This window comes from Streptomyces sp. HNM0645, from assembly GCF_030056615.1.
Lineage (GTDB): Bacteria > Actinomycetota > Actinomycetes > Streptomycetales > Streptomycetaceae > Streptomyces > Streptomyces marianii.
Genome location: NZ_JASHLT010000006.1, coordinates 133948 through 150253, shown reverse-complemented (window position 1 = coordinate 150253; position 16306 = coordinate 133948). Strand labels below are relative to the sequence as shown.

12 protein-coding genes are annotated in these 16306 nt (G+C 71.6%); 6 read left to right on the top strand and 6 right to left on the bottom strand.

Annotation, left to right across the window (positions count from 1 at the left end):
- Positions 1-5 precede the first annotated feature (5 nt).
- Both QMZ92_RS05625 and QMZ92_RS05620 read right to left on the bottom strand, forming a co-directional pair.
- Positions 6-248, bottom strand: a complete 243-nt coding sequence (locus QMZ92_RS05625) for a DUF397 domain-containing protein (protein WP_283296117.1) — start codon at positions 246-248, stop codon at positions 6-8.
- The gene (locus QMZ92_RS05620; protein WP_283296116.1) at positions 245-1081 is read right to left on the bottom strand and encodes a helix-turn-helix domain-containing protein; all 837 of its coding nucleotides are present in this window, start codon (positions 1079-1081) and stop codon (positions 245-247) included. Before QMZ92_RS05620 ends, QMZ92_RS05625 begins: the two co-directional genes overlap by 4 nt.
- A 182-nt stretch (positions 1082-1263) precedes the next feature.
- On the opposite strand from QMZ92_RS05620, the gene QMZ92_RS05615 reads away from it, so the two are divergent.
- Entirely contained in the window at positions 1264-1644 is a 381-nt protein-coding gene (locus tag QMZ92_RS05615) for a hypothetical protein (RefSeq protein ID WP_283296164.1), read from the top strand.
- A 172-nt stretch (positions 1645-1816) separates the two neighbouring features.
- The gene (locus QMZ92_RS05610) at positions 1817-2944 is read left to right on the top strand and encodes a CapA family protein (protein ID WP_283296115.1); all 1128 of its coding nucleotides are present in this window, start codon (positions 1817-1819) and stop codon (positions 2942-2944) included.
- Between the two features lie 90 nt (positions 2945-3034).
- Here QMZ92_RS05610 and QMZ92_RS05605 read toward each other — a convergent pair whose 3' ends face one another.
- The 3 genes from QMZ92_RS05605 to QMZ92_RS05595 all read right to left on the bottom strand — a co-directional run bounded on the left by QMZ92_RS05605 (position 3035) and on the right by QMZ92_RS05595 (position 6798).
- Complete coding sequence (locus QMZ92_RS05605; protein WP_283296114.1) at positions 3035-4960, bottom strand: serine/threonine-protein kinase; 1926 nt, start codon at positions 4958-4960, stop codon at positions 3035-3037.
- Between the two features lie 483 nt (positions 4961-5443).
- Positions 5444-5917: a MarR family winged helix-turn-helix transcriptional regulator gene (locus tag QMZ92_RS05600; protein ID WP_283296113.1), complete on the bottom strand. Its 474-nt coding sequence runs from the start codon at positions 5915-5917 to the stop codon at positions 5444-5446.
- Positions 5918-6147: 230 nt separating this feature from the next.
- The gene (locus tag QMZ92_RS05595) at positions 6148-6798 is read right to left on the bottom strand and encodes a DJ-1/PfpI family protein (RefSeq protein WP_283296112.1); all 651 of its coding nucleotides are present in this window, start codon (positions 6796-6798) and stop codon (positions 6148-6150) included.
- 179 nt (positions 6799-6977) lie between these two features.
- On the opposite strand from QMZ92_RS05595, the gene QMZ92_RS05590 reads away from it, so the two are divergent.
- The 3 genes from QMZ92_RS05590 (at position 6978) to QMZ92_RS05580 (ending at position 10384) form a co-directional block, all read left to right on the top strand.
- Complete coding sequence (locus QMZ92_RS05590) at positions 6978-8339, top strand: aspartate aminotransferase family protein (protein WP_283296111.1); 1362 nt, start codon at positions 6978-6980, stop codon at positions 8337-8339.
- Positions 8340-8663: 324 nt separating this feature from the next.
- Complete coding sequence (locus tag QMZ92_RS05585; RefSeq protein ID WP_283296110.1) at positions 8664-9344, top strand: GntR family transcriptional regulator; 681 nt, start codon at positions 8664-8666, stop codon at positions 9342-9344.
- A 389-nt stretch (positions 9345-9733) separates the two neighbouring features.
- Positions 9734-10384: a putative DNA-mimic protein gene (locus QMZ92_RS05580; protein ID WP_283296109.1), complete on the top strand. Its 651-nt coding sequence runs from the start codon at positions 9734-9736 to the stop codon at positions 10382-10384.
- A gap of 113 nt (positions 10385-10497) precedes the next feature.
- Here QMZ92_RS05580 and QMZ92_RS05575 read toward each other — a convergent pair whose 3' ends face one another.
- Positions 10498-11136 (bottom strand): hypothetical protein, encoded by a 639-nt coding sequence (locus QMZ92_RS05575; RefSeq protein WP_283296108.1) that lies wholly within the window; start codon positions 11134-11136, stop codon positions 10498-10500.
- Here QMZ92_RS05575 and QMZ92_RS05570 point away from each other — a divergent pair.
- Positions 11135-16096 (top strand): polymorphic toxin-type HINT domain-containing protein, encoded by a 4962-nt coding sequence (locus QMZ92_RS05570; protein ID WP_283296107.1) that lies wholly within the window; start codon positions 11135-11137, stop codon positions 16094-16096. The genes QMZ92_RS05575 and QMZ92_RS05570 overlap by 2 nt on opposite strands.
- Positions 16097-16306 lie beyond the last annotated feature (210 nt).

The window sequence follows — 16306 nt, the reverse complement described above, 5'->3', positions numbered from 1 at the left end:
GTCGGCTACGCCCCGGCGGCGTGGCCGACGAACGACGCCCAAGCCCCGGGGGCCACGGTGAAGACCGGGCCCTCGGGGTCCTTGGAGTCGCGGACATGGACGGCGTGGGGGCAGGCGGCGACCTCGACGCAGGCGCCGGTGCAGTCGCTGCTGTAGGACGACTTGCGCCAGTCGAAGGCCACTTCGACGCACTCGCCGCCGCCGCTGTCGCTGTAGCTCGACTTGAACCAGCGCAGGCTGTCGGTCATCTCTGCTCTCCCGCCAACTGCTCGATGAGGCCCAGCGATTCACGAGGACCCAGGGCCTGTGCCCGGATCTTCGCATAACGCTGTGCGTACGTACTCACCTTTCCGGGGTCCTTGATCAGCAGGCTCTCGCCCTGAATCTCCAGATAGACCAGGTGGTCGTGCTCCGGGGTCTCCACCAGGGTCATCCCGCCTCGGTCACCCGCATGTTCACCGCCCAGCCCCGCCTCCAGCGGCAGCACCTGCAACGTCACGTTACGCCGCCGCGCGCACTGCGCAAGGTGCCGCATCTGGCCACGCATGACCTCATGGCTGCCGATCGTCCGCCGTAACACCGACTCCTCCAGCACCACCTCGATCAGCGCCACCGGCTCCCGCTCGAACAGCGCCCGCCGCGCCAACCGCGCCTCCACCAGCTCCTCCACCCGCTGCTCCGGCAGCGGCGGATATCCGCCGCCGATCAGGGCCCGCACGTAGTCCTCCGTCTGGAACAGTCCGTGCACCACGAGCGTCGCGTACAGATGGAGTCCGATCGCCTTCTGCTCCAGCAGCGCGTAGTCCTTGAACTGCGCCGGGTACTTCTCCAGCCGTACGTACGTCCTCGCCTGCTCGAAGATGTCCATCCCGTCGCCGAGCACCCGCTCCAGCTGCACCAGCATCGCGTCGCTCGCCGGCTGCGCGCCCGTCTCCATCGCGCTCACCGCCGAACCCGTGAAGCCGATCTCCTTCCCGAGCTGCTCCTGCGTCCAGCCTTTCCGTACGCGCAACTTGCGGGCGACGTCCGCCACGAGCCGTGCCGTCGGACCCGCCAGTTGCTTGTTCTCCGCTCGCGCCATTGCGATCACCATTCGACTCAACCGGACTCAACCGGTCTCAATCCGTCCCCGCCGAATTCGACCTTGATCAAGGCAGGTCCGCGCAGGTCAAAGGGTGTCCGACCTGCCTCGCAAGGCTATGGAGAACGCTATCCGGGCGGCATCACACTGTCGCCGTGAATACGGATAATCGACGAGTGGACATGGACTGGATCCCGGTCTCCGGATTCCGGCTCCGCAAGGCGGGCGTGCATTTCGACGCCGTACGCGTCGACGGCGACGACGGACGCCGACTGGCCGATCTGCTGGACCGTATGACGGGCGGCGACCCCGGTCCCATCGTCACCGAGGCGAACGGCTGCCGCGGCGTCTACTTCCTGCTCCCGGCGGCCAGTACGGCCCACCGCTCGTGGCCGCGCGGGGTGACCCGTTACAACTCGGTTGCCGGAGGCGTCGGTTACGTACCCGTCCCGGCGCTCGACGGGCCGACATGGCCTCTGGCCTGGCGCGTCCCGCCCGTCGCGAACGACCGCTTCGTGCACCCGCTGCTGCTGCGCACGGCGGCCTGCGAGCTGCTGGGCTGACAGCGTCCCCGTGGCGGCGGCCTGTGGACCGGCATCGCCATGGGGCTCTCCGGCGCTCGCGCCGGCGGGCTGTCCCGGCTGCGGAGTGTGACGGGATTGATGCCGGCGGCCCTTCCCGTACACCCGCGCATCCGTACCCGTACAAAACGGTCATGCATGGGAAGATTGCCGCATGAACGGCCGGGATCTCGTGACGCTGTTCGTCTGCGGCGACGTCATGCCGGGCCGGGGCGTCGACCAGATCCTTCCGCACCCCGGTGATCCCGCGCTGCGGGAGAGCTACATCCGGGACGCCCGGGACTACGTGGCGCTCGCGGAGGCGGTGAACGGGGCGATCCCGCGCCCCGTCGACTACACCTGGCCCTGGGGCGCGGCGCTCGGCGTGCTGGACCGGTTCGACCCGGACGTCCGTGTGATCGACCTGGAGAGCAGCGTCACGACCAGCGACGACTTCGCCTCGGGCAAGGCGGTGACGTACCGGATGCACCCGGACAACCTGCCGTTCCTGGCGGCCGCGCGGCCCGACGTGTGCGCGCTCGCCAACAACCACGTGCTGGACTTCGGGCGGCGCGGCCTGGAGGAGACCGTGGACGTGCTCGGCCGCGCCGGTCTCGGGCCGGCCGGGGCCGGACGGGACCGGGCCGAGGCGCAGCGGCCGGTCGCGGTCCCCACCAGGAGCGGGGGCCGGGTGCTGGTCCTGTCGTGCGGGATGGCGTCGGCCGGGGTTCCCTCGCGCTGGGCGGCGGCCGAGGAAAGGCCGGGCGTCGACTACGTCCCCGACCTGTCGGTCCGCAGCGCCGACGTGCTCGTCCGGCGGCTGCGCGAGGTGCGCGAGCCCGGCGACCTCGCGGTCGTGTCGATCCACTGGGGATCGAACTGGGGGTACGGGGTGTCGCAGAGCCAGAGCGCTTTCGCCCACCGGCTCGTCGAGGGCGGCGTGGACCTCGTCCACGGCCACTCCTCCCACCATCCCCGGCCGATCCAGGTGCACCGCGGCAAGCTCATCCTGTACGGCTGCGGCGACCTCATCGACGACTACGAGGGCATCACGGGCTACGAGCGTTACCGCGACGACCTGCGGCTGCTCTACTTCCCCACGCTGGACGCGGCTACCGGCGAGCTGGCGGCCCTGCGGATCGTGCCCATGCAGGCGCGGCGGATGACCCTCCACCATGCGTCGCCGCCGGACTCCGGATGGCTGTGCGAGGTGCTGAGCAGGGCCGGGCGCGCTTTCGGCACCCAGGTGGAGCCCGAGCTCGGCGGGGACGGGACGCTCGCCCTCCGCTGGAACCGCCGCTGAGCCCGCCCCCACCCCCGGTACGTCCCGGTGTGCGTCTGCCGTGCTCCGCCCGTGTCGCCCGTACCCGGCCGGCCGCGGCCCGCCTCGGGCTCAGCCCACCTTCGTGTATGTCAGCGGCTGTCCCCCCGAGCCGACGAGCTCGCGCACGATCGTCCGGTCGTCGGGCATGTCGAGACGGCTCCACTGGCCCGGCGAGCAGCTCCGGCGGTCGCCGAAGGTGACCTGCGTCGGGCCGAGTTCGAGGGGCGGGCCGGAGGCGCGCAGGGTGGCGGACCAGCGGCAGTCGTAGTTGGCTCCCCGCCCGGTCAGCGTCATGACGGTGTCGCCGGCGGAGCCGCTGGTGATGGTCATGATCCGCGTGTTGGTGTTGCCGTCCGCGGTGGTGAACTCGGCCTGCCAGGTGCCCGTGTACTCCTCCGGCACGATCCCGGCGCGTGCGGTGGGGGAGGGCTCCGTCGTCGCGGGCGTGTCGTCGGCGGTCGGCCCGCCTTGTCCCCCGGAGGCGTCGGGCGAGCGGGGCGCTGACGTCGACGGGCCCGGTGCGGCGGGGGAAGTCGTGTGCTCGCCGTTCATGAGCGCGTAGACCGAGCTGCCGGCCGCCACCGCGACCACCACCGCCACGGCGACGAGGGCCACCGTGCCCCGTCTGTCACTGCGCTGCGCCCCGGGCACCGACGGCGGGCCGAACTGCGGGTAGGTGCCGTACGGAGGGGCCGCGGGGCGCGGGGCGGGTGCCGGGTGGTGCGTCGCCCATCCGGGAGGCGGGGACGGTGTGGGGGTGGGCGCCGGGCCCGGGGGAGGAGTCGGAGGGCCGGCCATCGTGGGAAGGGCGTGCACACCCGGCACACCCGTCGCGCCCCGGGCGCCGCCCGGGTGTCCCGGAGCGGAGGGCAGGTCACCGGGCGGTGGTGTGCCGCCCGCGGCGGCCCGCGCGCCGTCGACGGGGAACTGCGCCGGGGAGCCCTGTGCCGGGGCGTCGTGCGCGGCGGGACCCGGTGCCGGCGGGCTTTGCGCGGTGCCCGGGGAGCGCTGACCGAATCCGGGCGCCTGCGCCCCTGCCGCAGGGCCTGCCCCCGTGGTGTCCGTGAAGCTCTCCGGGTGCTCGACCTCCAGCAGTTTCACCGCGTGGCTGCCGAGTTGGGCGATCAGGGTCCCCGGGAGCCACGGCACGCTGGAGTCCTCCGACACGCCCCCCGCCCGCTCCCGGATCCGCTCCAGCGTGGGCCGGGCCCCGGGCTCCTTGCGCAGGCAGTCCCGTATCAGCTCCCGCAGCGACTCCGGGACCCCGGACAGATCCGGCTCCTCCTCGGCGATGCGGAACATCTGCGCGTGGACGCCGCTGTCCGCGGAGCCGAACGGCAGCCGCCCGCCCGCCGCGTACGCCAGGACCGAGCCGAGGCAGAACACGTCGCAGGCCGGGGTGATCCGGTCGCCCCGGACCTGTTCGGGGGCCATGAACCCGGGTGAACCGACCAGCGCCCCGGTGCGGGTCAGCCCGCCGTCCGCGACGGTCTCCAGGGCGCGGGCGATGCCGAAGTCGATGACCCGGGGCCCGTCGATGGTGATCAGGACGTTGGACGGCTTCAGGTCGCGGTGCACGATGCCCGCGCTGTGGATGTCCGTCAGCGCACGGGCCAGTCCGGCGGCGAGGGTACGTACGGAGTGCTCGGGCAGCGGCCCGTGGGCCGGGCCGCCCTGTCCGCCGGAGATCACGGAGTGGAGGGACGGCCCGGCGACATAGCCCGTCGCCACCCACGGCACCTCGGCCTCGGTGTCCGCGTCCAGCACCGGAGCCGTCCACGCTCCGCCGACCCGGCGGGCGGCCGCGACCTCCTGCCGGAACCGGCTGCGGAACTCCTCCTGCTCGGCGAGCTCCCGCCGTACCAGTTTGACGGCGACCGTACGGCCCCGGTCGGAGCGGGCCAGATAGACGTGCCCCATGCCGCCGGCGCCCAGGCGGGCCAGCAGTCGGTACGCCCCGATGCGGCGCGGATCTCCGGATGCCAGCTGCTCCATGGCCGAGCGCCCCTCCCCCGACATACGTGGACGTACACGCACGTGTGCGTGTACGTGTGCGCGCGTACGGATCTGTGCGCGTGCCCGATCGCACGAGAATAGTGCGCCCCGAGCCGGCGCCCACAGGCAACCGCGTCCCCGCCGGGATCAGGCCGGATCGCACCCGCGTTCCGGCCTGTTGCGACCCCGTCCGCACCAGGAGGGAGTCGCCGGGAGCGGACACCCGCTCGGAGGGACACCTGCGTGAGGAGACACCTGCGGCCGTTCCGCCGGTTCCCGGACGGTCGCCGTACGGCCGGGCGGTGGACGGACGAACACGCCACGACGGTCCGCGGCACGGCATGCCGGACCGCGATCGCACGGTACGACGGATCGACGGATCGACGGATCGGGAGGCGGGAGGCGGGAGGCGGGATCAGGCCTGCGGGTTCCGGGAGCCGGGCGCCCCTCGGGGAGCGGGTCCTCTCGGGGGCGGAGGGCGCGTCAGCGGCTCGCCCCCGCGGGCCCGTCCCCGCCCGCGGTCTCCTGCCGCCCGTCGGATGCCAGCGCCTCCATCGCGGCGGAGAGCCGCTCCAGCACCCGTACCGTCTCCGTGAACTGCTCGTCGCCGAGCCGGTCCGCGAGACGCCCCGCGAACTCGGCGTGCCCCGGGTTGATCCTGTCGATCGCGGCCCTGCCCTCGTCGGTGGGCCGGAGCAGCTTGGCGCGGCGGTGCGCCGGGTTCGGTACGTACTCGGCGAGGCCCTTGCCGACGAGCAGGTCCGCGATCCGCTGCACGCTCTGCCGGGTGATGCCCATGGCACGGGCGATACCGGCAACCGGGAGAGGCTCGGGCAGCACGGCACCGAGGACCTGCCACCAGGCGGAGGTCAGCCCGGCCGGGCGGGCCAACTCCTCCGCGACGCCCAGGAACTGTCCGTTGAGCCGGAAGACGCTGATGGCGGCGGTGCTGAGCATCTCCTGCCTCTCCCGGGCCGACCGCTTCGAAGCCGGCTCCCGGGCGGGTGCGACGGCCGTTCCGTGGTCCGGCCCGTTGCGCGGTCCATGGTCCGGGCTGCCGCCCGGTGCCTGCGCCGGTCCGGGTATCGGGGCGGCGTCGGGCCCCCGAGGCGCCCGGATCCGCTCGTGGTCCGTACGGGCCGGTGCGCGGTGCGGGCCGTGGCCCGCACCGTCGCGTCTGCCGCCCGTCATGCGTTGAGCTCCTCGAACGCCTCCGGGTCGGAGTCGTGGAACAGCCGGTACCAGGCGTCGAGCTTGCCGTCCTCGAACGCCCCGAGCCTGCCGAGCACTTCGCGGGCGAACGCCACCGGTTCGGTCGGGCCGGCGGTGATCAGGTCGCCGTCGGTCACGGCGTCGGAGTCGACGTAGTAGTCGCCGCCCTCGTAGCCCGTGGCGGCCAGGTAGAACGAGACGGCGCTGGTGTGCTTCCGGTCGTCCAGCAGTCCCTCGCGGGCCAGCCCGGCCGTGGCGCCGCAGATCGCGGCGACGGGCACCCCCGCGTCCAGGAACTCCCGCGCCTTGCGGGCGAACGGCGCCAGCTCGTCGTCCGTGTCCCACAGGTCGGCCCCGGTGAGGATGAGCAGCTCGCTGTCCTCGGGCCGCAGGGTGTCGAGGCCCAGGTCGGGCTGGATGCGCAGACCGCCGATCGTGGTGACCGGCCTGTCCGTGTCGGGGCCGACCGTGCGCACGGTGTGGCCGGTGCGGGCGAGCCAGGCGGTCGCGTGCCCCGTCTCCCAGTCGGCGAACGTGTCGTAGACGGCGACGTGGACCGCCCGCCCGGCCGGCGCGGTATCGGCGACGGCGGTGGTGCTGCTGGCGGATGACGTGTCGGCGGTCATGCCGGCCTCCCTGGCCCTGCGGTAGGAATTCCCCGATGACAGTAGACTGTCATAACGACAGCGTGCTGTCAAGCGCCCCGGGTCGTGTTCCCGTGCCGCGACACCTTGCCCATGAAAGTGGCCGAGGCCATACAAGGTGGCCATGTCGGCTCCGAGCCGCGCCTCCTTAACCTGGCCGTATGACCCCTCATGTCGAACCCGACCCGCAGGCCGGCGCGGCCGTGAAGGCTGCCGACCGTGCCCACGTCTTCCATTCGTGGTCCGCCCAGGGCCTGATCGACCCGCTCGCCGTGGCCGGCGCGGAGGGTTCGTACTTCTGGGACTACGACGGCAACCGCTACCTCGACTTCACCAGCGGCCTCGTCTACACCAACATCGGCTACCAGCACCCGAGGGTCGTCGAGGCGATCCAGGAACAGGCCGGCCGGCTGGCCACCTTCGCCCCGGCGTTCGCCGTCGACGTCCGGTCCGAAGCCGCCCGCCTGATAGCCGAGCGCACCCCCGGCGACCTGGACAAGATCTTCTTCACCAGCGGCGGCGCCGAGGCGGTCGAGAACGCGGTGCGCATGGCCCGGCTGCACACCGGCCGGGCGAAGGTCCTCGCCGCGTACCGCTCCTACCACGGCGCCACCTCCACCGCGATCAACCTCACCGGGGACCCGCGCCGCTGGGCCTCCGACACCGCCTCCGCAGGTGTCGTCCACTTCTGGGCGCCGTTCCTGTACCGGTCGCCGTTCTACGCCTCCACCGAGGCGGAGGAGTGCGCGCGGGCGCTGCAGCACCTGGAGGACACGATCGCCTTCGAGGGCCCGCAGACCGTCGCGGCCATCGTGCTGGAGACCGTCCCCGGCACCGCGGGCATCATGACCCCGCCGCCCGGCTACCTCGCCGGCGTCCGCGAGATCTGCGACCGGTACGGCATCGTGTTCGTCCTCGACGAGGTCATGGCGGGCTTCGGACGCACCGGTGCCTGGTTCGCCGCCCAGCACTACGACGTCGTGCCCGACCTGATGACCTTCGCCAAGGGCGTGAACTCCGGCTACGTGCCGCTCGGCGGCGTCGCCATCTCCGCCGAGATCGCGGCGACCTTCGACAAGCGCCCCTACCCCGGCGGCCTCACCTACTCCGGCCACCCGCTCGCCTGCGCCGCCGCCGTCGCCACGATCCGGGCGATGGAGGACGAGCAGGTCGTCGAGCACGCCGCCCGCATCGGCGAGCACGTCCTCGGCCCCGGCCTGCGCGAGCTCGCCGAACGTCATCCCTCCGTCGGCGAGGTGCGCGGCCTCGGCGCGTTCTGGGCCCTGGACCTGGTGCGCAACCGGGACACCCGGGAACCGCTGGTGCCCTACAACGCGACCGGCGAAGCGGCCGCCCCGATGGCCGCCTTCGGCGCGGCCTGCAAGAAGAACGGCCTGTGGCCCTTCATCAACATGAACCGCACCCACGCCGTCCCCGCCTGCAACATCACCGAGGCCGAGGCCAAGGAGGGCCTCGCCGCCCTCGACGCCGCCCTCACCGTCGCCGACGAGCACACCGTCTGACGCGGCGGCCGACAGGACACGCCGTCCGACGCGCCCCGGCCCCGTGCGCCCCGTCACGGGGCCGGGGCCGGGTTGCCTCGGCCCTTCCGCCTGCGCCGGGGCCGGGGGCCTTTACCCTCCGCCGGGACCGGGGCGGCGGGCACCGGGCGGCCCGTCCGGGGCGGACGGGTCCGGGACCCGGGGCCGCGCCCGAGCGGTCGGGCTCGCGCGGGGCCCGGGAGGCGCGGTGCGTCCGGGGCGGGCCCCGGGACGACGTGGGGCGGGCCGGGGCGGGGCCGTCGCGGGGCTTAGGGTGTCCGCAACCGGACGGAGGGGACCGACATCATGCCCGCGAGCGGAGCTGTCACCCGCAACACCCTGCGGCAGCAGATCGCCGGCGCGTTGCGGGACGAAGTGCTGGCCGGACGGCTGCTTCCCGGACAGGAGTTCACGGTCAAGCAGATCGCCGAGCAGTACGGCGTCTCCGCCACGCCCGTCCGCGAGGCCCTCGTCGACCTCGCGGGACAGGGCCTGCTCGACTCCAACCAGCACCGCGGCTTCCAGGTGCACCGCTTCTCCGTCGAGGACTTCCGCGGCATGATCGAGGCCCGCTCGCTCATCATGGACGGCATCTTCCGCGAGGGCGGCGCCCCCCGTGCGCAGCCGGCGACGGGCGCGGCCCTGGTCTCCGTCCGCCGCCGGGCGGAGGAGGCGGCACGGGCCGCCCGCTGCGGGGACCTGACCGTCCTCATCGGCTACGACCTGCGGTTCTGGCGTGAGCTGGGCGCCCTCGTCACCAACCGCTACATCGCCGGGTTCCTCGACCGGCTCCGCGTGCAGTCCTGGGTCTTCGCCGTGCCCCGGCTCCGGGCCGATCCCGAGTTCGGGGACTGGCTGTGGAGCGGCCACGAGCAGCTCGTCGACGCGATCACCGGCGGCGACGCCACGGGCGCCCGGGCACTGATCGCGGTGGACGACGACCTCGCCCTGCGCTGGGCGGAGCGCCTGGAGCGGCGTGCGGAGTGAGAACGGCGGAACCGGCGGGGATCGCGGCCCCGGTGGGGACGGCGGAACGCACGGGCGACCCGGACCGGCGGTACGGGCGCGGGCAGGGCACTCTGAGCGGCCGGAAGTGTCACCGGCGGGGGACTCCCGGCGGCGGCAGCGGCGCCCTCGGAGGACCCGCCCTCGGAGCACCCGCCGTCCGGGGGCCGGGCACCGGCGGGAACTCGCGGGCCCCGGGACCGCGCGGACCGGCCGAGGATGGGTATGTGACCTGCAGACCCCCGGACCGGTGCCGCCACCCGGGCCGGGCCGTCGTCGGCGACGGCTGACTGTGCGCGATGTGCTAGTAGCACTACGCTGTCCCGACCATCGCACAACCTGCTACGACTCCGATGGAGAGCGAGCCCGTCTTGGCCTGTGACCTCTGGCTGGTCCCCCTCGTCGATGTGCTGTGCCACAGCCCCGACAACCCCTTCGCCGAGGAGATCGCCTCGTACGACAAGGCCCTCACCGAGGCCGGTCTGCCCAACGTTCCCGTCTTCGCCTACATGCCGGGCCTCTCGGGCGACGTCGCCCCGGTCGCCGGCTTCGACTACGACGCCCTGCACTTCCTGCGCCGGGCGTACCTCCTCCAGCTCTGCGGGCTGGCGGTGACGCCCGTCGACGAGCTGGGCGGCGACTACGAGCAGCTGCTGGAGATGTTCGAGTCCACGGCCCAGCAGTCCCATCTGGTGTGGCACTACGACCACGCCGGTGCCTACGTTCCCGTCGACTTCCCCGAGCCCCTGTCCAACGAGGAACTCCTCGCCGGCGGCGGCCCGCTGGGCTCCTCCCAGGGCCTGCTGCGCGAACTCGAGTACGTGGCCCCGTCCATCGGCATCGACCCCGCCAACCCCCCGTCCGCCCCGGCCCCGCCCACCCGCCCCACCTCCCTGGAGGAGCCGGCGGGCCCCATCCCCTACGACGACAGCCCGTTCGCCCGTGAACGCCATGTCTGGCTGGGGCTGCACGCGGCGGCGACCCGGAGCCTGGGCCAGGGCTCGATGATCATCTTCAGCTGACCGCGTGTCCGCGACCCCGTCCGCACCAGGAGGGAGTCGCCGGACGGCGCCCCGCGCACGTGAGGGCGGCCCGCGCACCGTGTGCGCGGGCCGCCCTCTTCGCGTACGGCGGGTCAGCCGATGGCGGTGTGACCGCTCCAGCTGGTCCCGACACTGGTGTTGATGACGTTGAACATCGCGGTGGAACTGAGCCGGACGGTGCCGCTCCCGAGGTACACCGAGGCGTTGCCGTCCGAACGTACGGCCCAGACGTCGGGTACTCCGTCGCCGGTCACATCGGGCGTGCCCAGGACGAACGGCACGTCGTCCGAGTGCCATCCCGCGCTGCCGTAGAGGAAGTCGACCCCGCCCTCGGCGGCCGTCTGCACGGCGAACGAGGACAGATCGGTACCGGCGCCGGCGAGCTTGCCCTGCCGGAGGTAGATCCTGCCGGTGCTGTCGGTCCGGTAGACGAGATCCAGCCCGGCGCCGCCCCTTACGTCGTCGACCTGCACGAGATCCCGCTGCGACCAGTCGTCCCCGCTGAGCTGGGTGACGGCGCTGAAACTCGACCCCGTGTACCCGGTGAAGGCCCACAGGCCGCTGCCGGCCGTGGCGAGCAGGTCGGGGCGTCCGTCGCCGGTGGCGTCACCGACGGACAGGATCTGGGTGAGCGTCCCGGGGGCCGGGGCGCCGCCCGGGAGCAGCATCTCCCGGCGTTGCCCGACGTCGAAGCCGCCGTATCCGTCTCCGGGGTAGACGTAGGTCGACATGCCCAACCGTGTCGCGAAGGGAACCACCGACCAGACCCCGGACTTCGACCGACTGCGGGTGGAGACCATCCGCACGGAGACGGGTGCCGAGATACACGTCGACTACTCCGACCCGTGCCCCGTCGGCACGACCCACCCCGCACCCTCCGCCAATACCTCCCGTTGCTTCCCGGTCCACTGGTCGCCCGACCCGGACCTGGAGACACCGCCGCTGGAGTGGTTCAACAAGTACGTCGTCGACAGCGTCACCGAGAAGGACCGGGTCGCGCGGCAGCCCGACGTGGTCACCGAGTACACCTACGAGGGCGGCGCCGCCTGGGCCAAGGGCACCGACGAGTTCACCAAGTCGGAGCTGCGCACGTACGACCAGTGGCGCGGCTACGCCGGCGTGGTCGTGAAAAAGGGCGTCACCGCCAACGCGGGCGAGTCCGACGCGACCGAGCAGTCCCAGACCCGTACCCGCTACTTCCGCGGCATGTCCGGCGACGCCGGCCGCACCGCGGTCACCGTGAAGGACTCCACGGGCACCGAGACCCTGGGCGAGGATCTGCCGGCCCACCAGGGCCGGGTCGCGGAGACCATCACCTACACCAAGGCTGGCGGCAGCGTCGTCGCGCGCGAACTGACCTGGCCGTACAGCAGGAAGACCGCCTCCCGGGCGCGGGAGGGCCTGCCCGCGCTGGAGGCGTACCGCACGGGCACGACCCGGACGGACTCGATCCAGACGGTCAGCGGTGGTGCCACCCGGACGGTACGGGCGACGACGACGTACGAGTCCACCCACGACCTCCCGGTCACCACGTACACCCGCAGCCTCACCCCCGACGGCTCGGGCGGCTGGACCACGGGCGACCGGACATGCGCGACGACCTCGTACGTCCACAACATCGGCAAGCACCTGATCGGTCTGCCCGAGCGGTCCCGCACGACGGTGGGCGACTGCGCCGCGGCCGCTTCCGCGACCGGCGACCAGGTCGTCTCCGACGTCCGCACCTCGTACGACGCGCTGGGTGCCTTCGGCACCAACCCGGTCAAGGGCCTGCCGTTCCAGGCCGACACGGTCGACGCCGCCGGAACCGGCTGGGTCACCTCCCAGCGGACGACGTACGACGCGCTGGGCCGCGTCACCAAGGTCACCGATGCCGCGGGCAACTCCACCACCACCGCCTACAGCCCCGTCACCGGGCCGGCCTTCGAGGTCACGGCGACCAACGCGTTGGGACACACCTCCACTTCGGACTCGGACCCCGCCCGCGGCACCGTGCTGTCCGTCACCGACCCCAACGGCCGCAAGACCACCAGCAGTTACGACAACCTCGGTCGAGTCACCGGTGTCTGGTCCCCGACGCGCACCCAGGGCACGGACAGCGCGTCGGCACTCTTCACGTACCAGATCGCGGACAACAAGCCGCCGGCCGTCACCACCCGCACCCTGCGCGACAACGGCACGTACGAGGACACGGTCGCGATCTACGACGGTCTGCTGCGGCCGCGCCAGACCCAGGCGGAGGCGCTCGGCGGCGGCCGGATCGTCACCGACACCCTGTACAACGCGGGCGGCACGGTCCGCCAGACCAACAACGGCTACCTCGCGGAGGGCGAGCCGGAGGCGCTGCTCTTCTTCCCGGAAACCGTGTTCGAGGTGCCGAACTCCACGGAGACGGCGTACGACGGCCTCGGCCGGGCGATCCGCACGACGACGCTCCACGAGGACGTGCCGCAGCACTCGGCCACGGTCCAGTACTCCGGTGACTGGACGCTGACCCGCACGGGCATGTCGGCCGACGGCACGACGCCGCTGTCGGGCAGCCGCGCGGCGAAGACCTGGACGGACGCGCTGGGCCGGACCTCCCTGATCCAGCACTTCACCGCGACCGACCTCACGACCGTGACCGACACCTCGTACGTGTACGACCCGCGCGGCAAGCTCGCCCAGGTCACGGACGCCGAGGGCAACGACTGGACGTACACCTACGACGCGCGCGGCCGGCTGACGGCGTCGACGGACCCGGACATGGGATCGGCGACGTTCGGCTACAACGCCCTCGACCAGCGGGTCTGGTCGAAGGACGGCCAGGGCCGCGAGCAGCACACGGTCTACGACGTCCTCGGCCGGCAGACCGAGCTCCGCGACGATTCACCGACCGGGTCCCTCGTGGCCAAGTGGACGTTCGACTCGCTGCCGGGAGCCAAGGGCCACCCGGTCGCCTCCACCCGCTATCACAACGGTGCCGCGTTCACGAGCGAGGTGACCGGTTACGACAGCGAGTACCGGCCGACGGGCTCGAAGACCACGATCCCGTCGACGTCTGTGACGACGGGCCTGGCGGGCACCTACGCCTACACCCACTCCTACACCGAGACGGGCAGGCTCCAGTCGGTCCAGCTTCCGGCGACGCCCGGTGGTCTGGCGGCGGAGAAGGTGATCACCCGCTACGACGGCGAGGGTGCACCGGTCACCACGTCGGGACTCGCCTGGTACACGGCCGACACCCGCTACAGCCCCTACGGAGAGGTGCTGCGCACGGTCTCCGGGGAGGCGCCGCGGCGTGTGTGGACGACCAACATCTACAACGCCAACACCGGCCGCATCCACCAGTCGGTCACGGACCGCGAGACGCTCAACCCGTCCCGGATCTCGGCACTGACGTACGGCTACGACACCGTCGGCAACATCACCTCGATCACCGACACCCAGTCGTCGTCACGCGTGGACCGCCAGTGCTTCGCCTACGACCCGATGGGCCGCCTGGTCCACGCCTGGACGGGCACCACGGGCTGCCCGGCCGCCTCGGGCGCCCAGGGCTCGGGCCCCGACCGCGCCGAGGTGTCCCCGGGCATCGACGGCGGCGGCTACTGGCAGTCGTACGCGTTCGACGCGATCGGCAACCGCACGCGGATGACCGTCCACGACCTCGCCGACGCGGACCTGGACGACGTCCACACCTATACCCACGGCACCACCATCGGCGGCTCCCAGCCCGCACCCACGGTCCAGCCCCACACCCTCACCAAGGTCGAGTCGACCGTGCGCGAGCCCGGCTCGACGGTGGACTCGCAGCAGACCTACGCCTACGACAGCTTCGGCAACACCACCCAGCGGGTGATCGGCGGTGACACCCAGGCCCTGACGTGGGACCGCCGCAACAAGCTCACGTCGGTCGACACGGACAACAACGGCACACCCAACGTCACGTACCTGTACGACGCCTCGGGCAACCGCCTGATCGAGGACGACGGCACCACCCGCACCCTCTACCTCGGCGAAGCCGAGATCACCGTCAACACCTCCGGTCAGGCCATGGACGCCCGCCGCTACTACAGCCACCCGGGCACCCCGACCACGGTCCGCAGCACGGGCGGCAAGACCACGGGCCACAGTCTGACCGTCCTGCTCACCGACCACCACAACACGGCCACGAACTCGGTCAACCAGACCGCCGGCCAGGGAATCCTGCGCCGCAAGTACGACCCGTACGGCAACCCCCGCGGCACCGAGCCTGCCAACTGGCCCGACCGCCACACCTACCTGGGCGTCGGCATCGACGACCCCGCCACGGGCCTGACCCACATCGGCGCCCGCGAGTACGACTCCACCACCGGCCGCTTCATCAGCGCCGACCCGCTCATCGACATGACCGACCCGATGCAGATGAACGGATACACGTACGCCAACGGCAGCCCGGTGTCGTACTCCGACCCAACGGGATTGCGTCCGATCACTGACTGTGAGCGCGGCTGCAGCGATGGAAAGGGCGGCTACACCAGGGACTACATGACCATGGGCCCCAACGGCACATGGATCTACAACTCCACGAAGACGCAGATCTCGACGGGCAACAACAGGCGCACCACGGTCACGGTCAAGACCAGGTACGGCGGCGGCGTCAACGAGAGACACGTCAGGATCCAGCAGGAGCAGATGAAGTGCGCCAGCCGAAAGGACGGCGTCGGCTGCCAGTGGGTTCCGAAGCAGGAGAGGGACTGGAACAGGGCCGAGGCCCATCGCGCCCTCGACGCGGCCGGCTTCACTCCCGGGCTCGGAGCCGCCGCTGACGTCGGCAACGCCGTCCTCTATGCCACGGAGGGCAACTGGAGCGAGGCCGGCTGGAGCCTGGTCGCCCTGGTCCCCGTGCTCGGAGACGGCATTGCTGCCAGCCGTAAGGGCGGCAAGTTCCTTGACTGGATCATGTCCGCGCCTCCCTGCAGCGCTCGCAAGCACAGCTTCGTCGCGGGCACCGAAGTCCTGATGGAGGATGGCGAGACCAAGCCCATCGAGGATCTGGAAGTCGGCGACAAGGTTGTTGCCACCGACCCCGTATCAGGGCAGACGGCACTCAAGACGGTCACCGCCACGATCCTGACGGAGGACGACAAGTCCTACGTGGACCTGACGGTCTCCACGGAAGACGGCGCAGAGATCGTCGCCACGACGGACCACCATCCCTTCTGGTCCGAATCGGAGCAGGCCTGGCTCGACGCCGGGGACCTCGAGCCGGGCATGACGCTGCGCACCGACGACGGCGCCACGGTCTCCATAACGGCGACCCGCACTTACGGTGCTTATCAGGACACGTACAACCTCACTGTTGCGGACGTTCACACGTACTATGTGCTGGCGGGGCAGACTCCGGTCCTCGTACACAATTCGGGTGGACTCTGTCCGAAAATCCTGGACGAGACCTACAAGTCGGCGAGTACGCCAGCAAAGCTGGAGCATGTTATCGACCCGGAGAAGCATGGCTTCGCTGACCTAGTCGCTCGTTCTGGCGGCCGCGAGCAGGCAATGCGACGTATCGTGGACAGTCTGGGAGATGTAAGCGACCTTCCGGCAGCGGGGCGATTTGAAGTGGGTCGAGTCATTGATGGTGAGAACGTGACTATTCGAGGAGCTGTCGTAAACGGCGTTCCGAGAATCGGCACGGCGTTCAACCCCGATAAGTTCCCTGGAGGCAAGTGATGCGGGTTCCCGTTGAACCGCGCCCGCTGACCACTAAGGAGCGGGCAGTAGCGGAGCAGATCCTGCAACTGGATTTCCCTGGAGCGGCAGAGCTCCGCCATCAGCTTGATCGGGTTTGGGTGGTGGCCCTGTGGGGATCCAATTCTGCAAGTGTTGACTTGCGAGTCACGGATGACGCGCCTCCTGCTCCTATCTCGGATGGGGTTGTGC

Coding starts and splice junctions, on each gene's coding strand:
- QMZ92_RS05625 (WP_283296117.1), bottom strand. CDS start 248: ATGACCGACAGCCTGCGCTGGTTCAAGTCGAGCTACAGCGACAGCGGC.
- QMZ92_RS05620 (WP_283296116.1), bottom strand. CDS start 1,081: ATGGCGCGAGCGGAGAACAAGCAACTGGCGGGTCCGACGGCACGGCTC.
- QMZ92_RS05615 (WP_283296164.1), top strand. CDS start 1,264: ATGGACTGGATCCCGGTCTCCGGATTCCGGCTCCGCAAGGCGGGCGTG.
- QMZ92_RS05610 (WP_283296115.1), top strand. CDS start 1,817: ATGAACGGCCGGGATCTCGTGACGCTGTTCGTCTGCGGCGACGTCATG.
- QMZ92_RS05605 (WP_283296114.1), bottom strand. CDS start 4,960: ATGGAGCAGCTGGCATCCGGAGATCCGCGCCGCATCGGGGCGTACCGA.
- QMZ92_RS05600 (WP_283296113.1), bottom strand. CDS start 5,917: ATGCTCAGCACCGCCGCCATCAGCGTCTTCCGGCTCAACGGACAGTTC.
- QMZ92_RS05595 (WP_283296112.1), bottom strand. CDS start 6,798: ATGACCGCCGACACGTCATCCGCCAGCAGCACCACCGCCGTCGCCGAT.
- QMZ92_RS05590 (WP_283296111.1), top strand. CDS start 6,978: ATGACCCCTCATGTCGAACCCGACCCGCAGGCCGGCGCGGCCGTGAAG.
- QMZ92_RS05585 (WP_283296110.1), top strand. CDS start 8,664: ATGCCCGCGAGCGGAGCTGTCACCCGCAACACCCTGCGGCAGCAGATC.
- QMZ92_RS05570 (WP_283296107.1), top strand. CDS start 11,135: ATGCCCAACCGTGTCGCGAAGGGAACCACCGACCAGACCCCGGACTTC.
- QMZ92_RS05575 (WP_283296108.1), bottom strand. CDS start 11,136: ATGTCGACCTACGTCTACCCCGGAGACGGATACGGCGGCTTCGACGTC.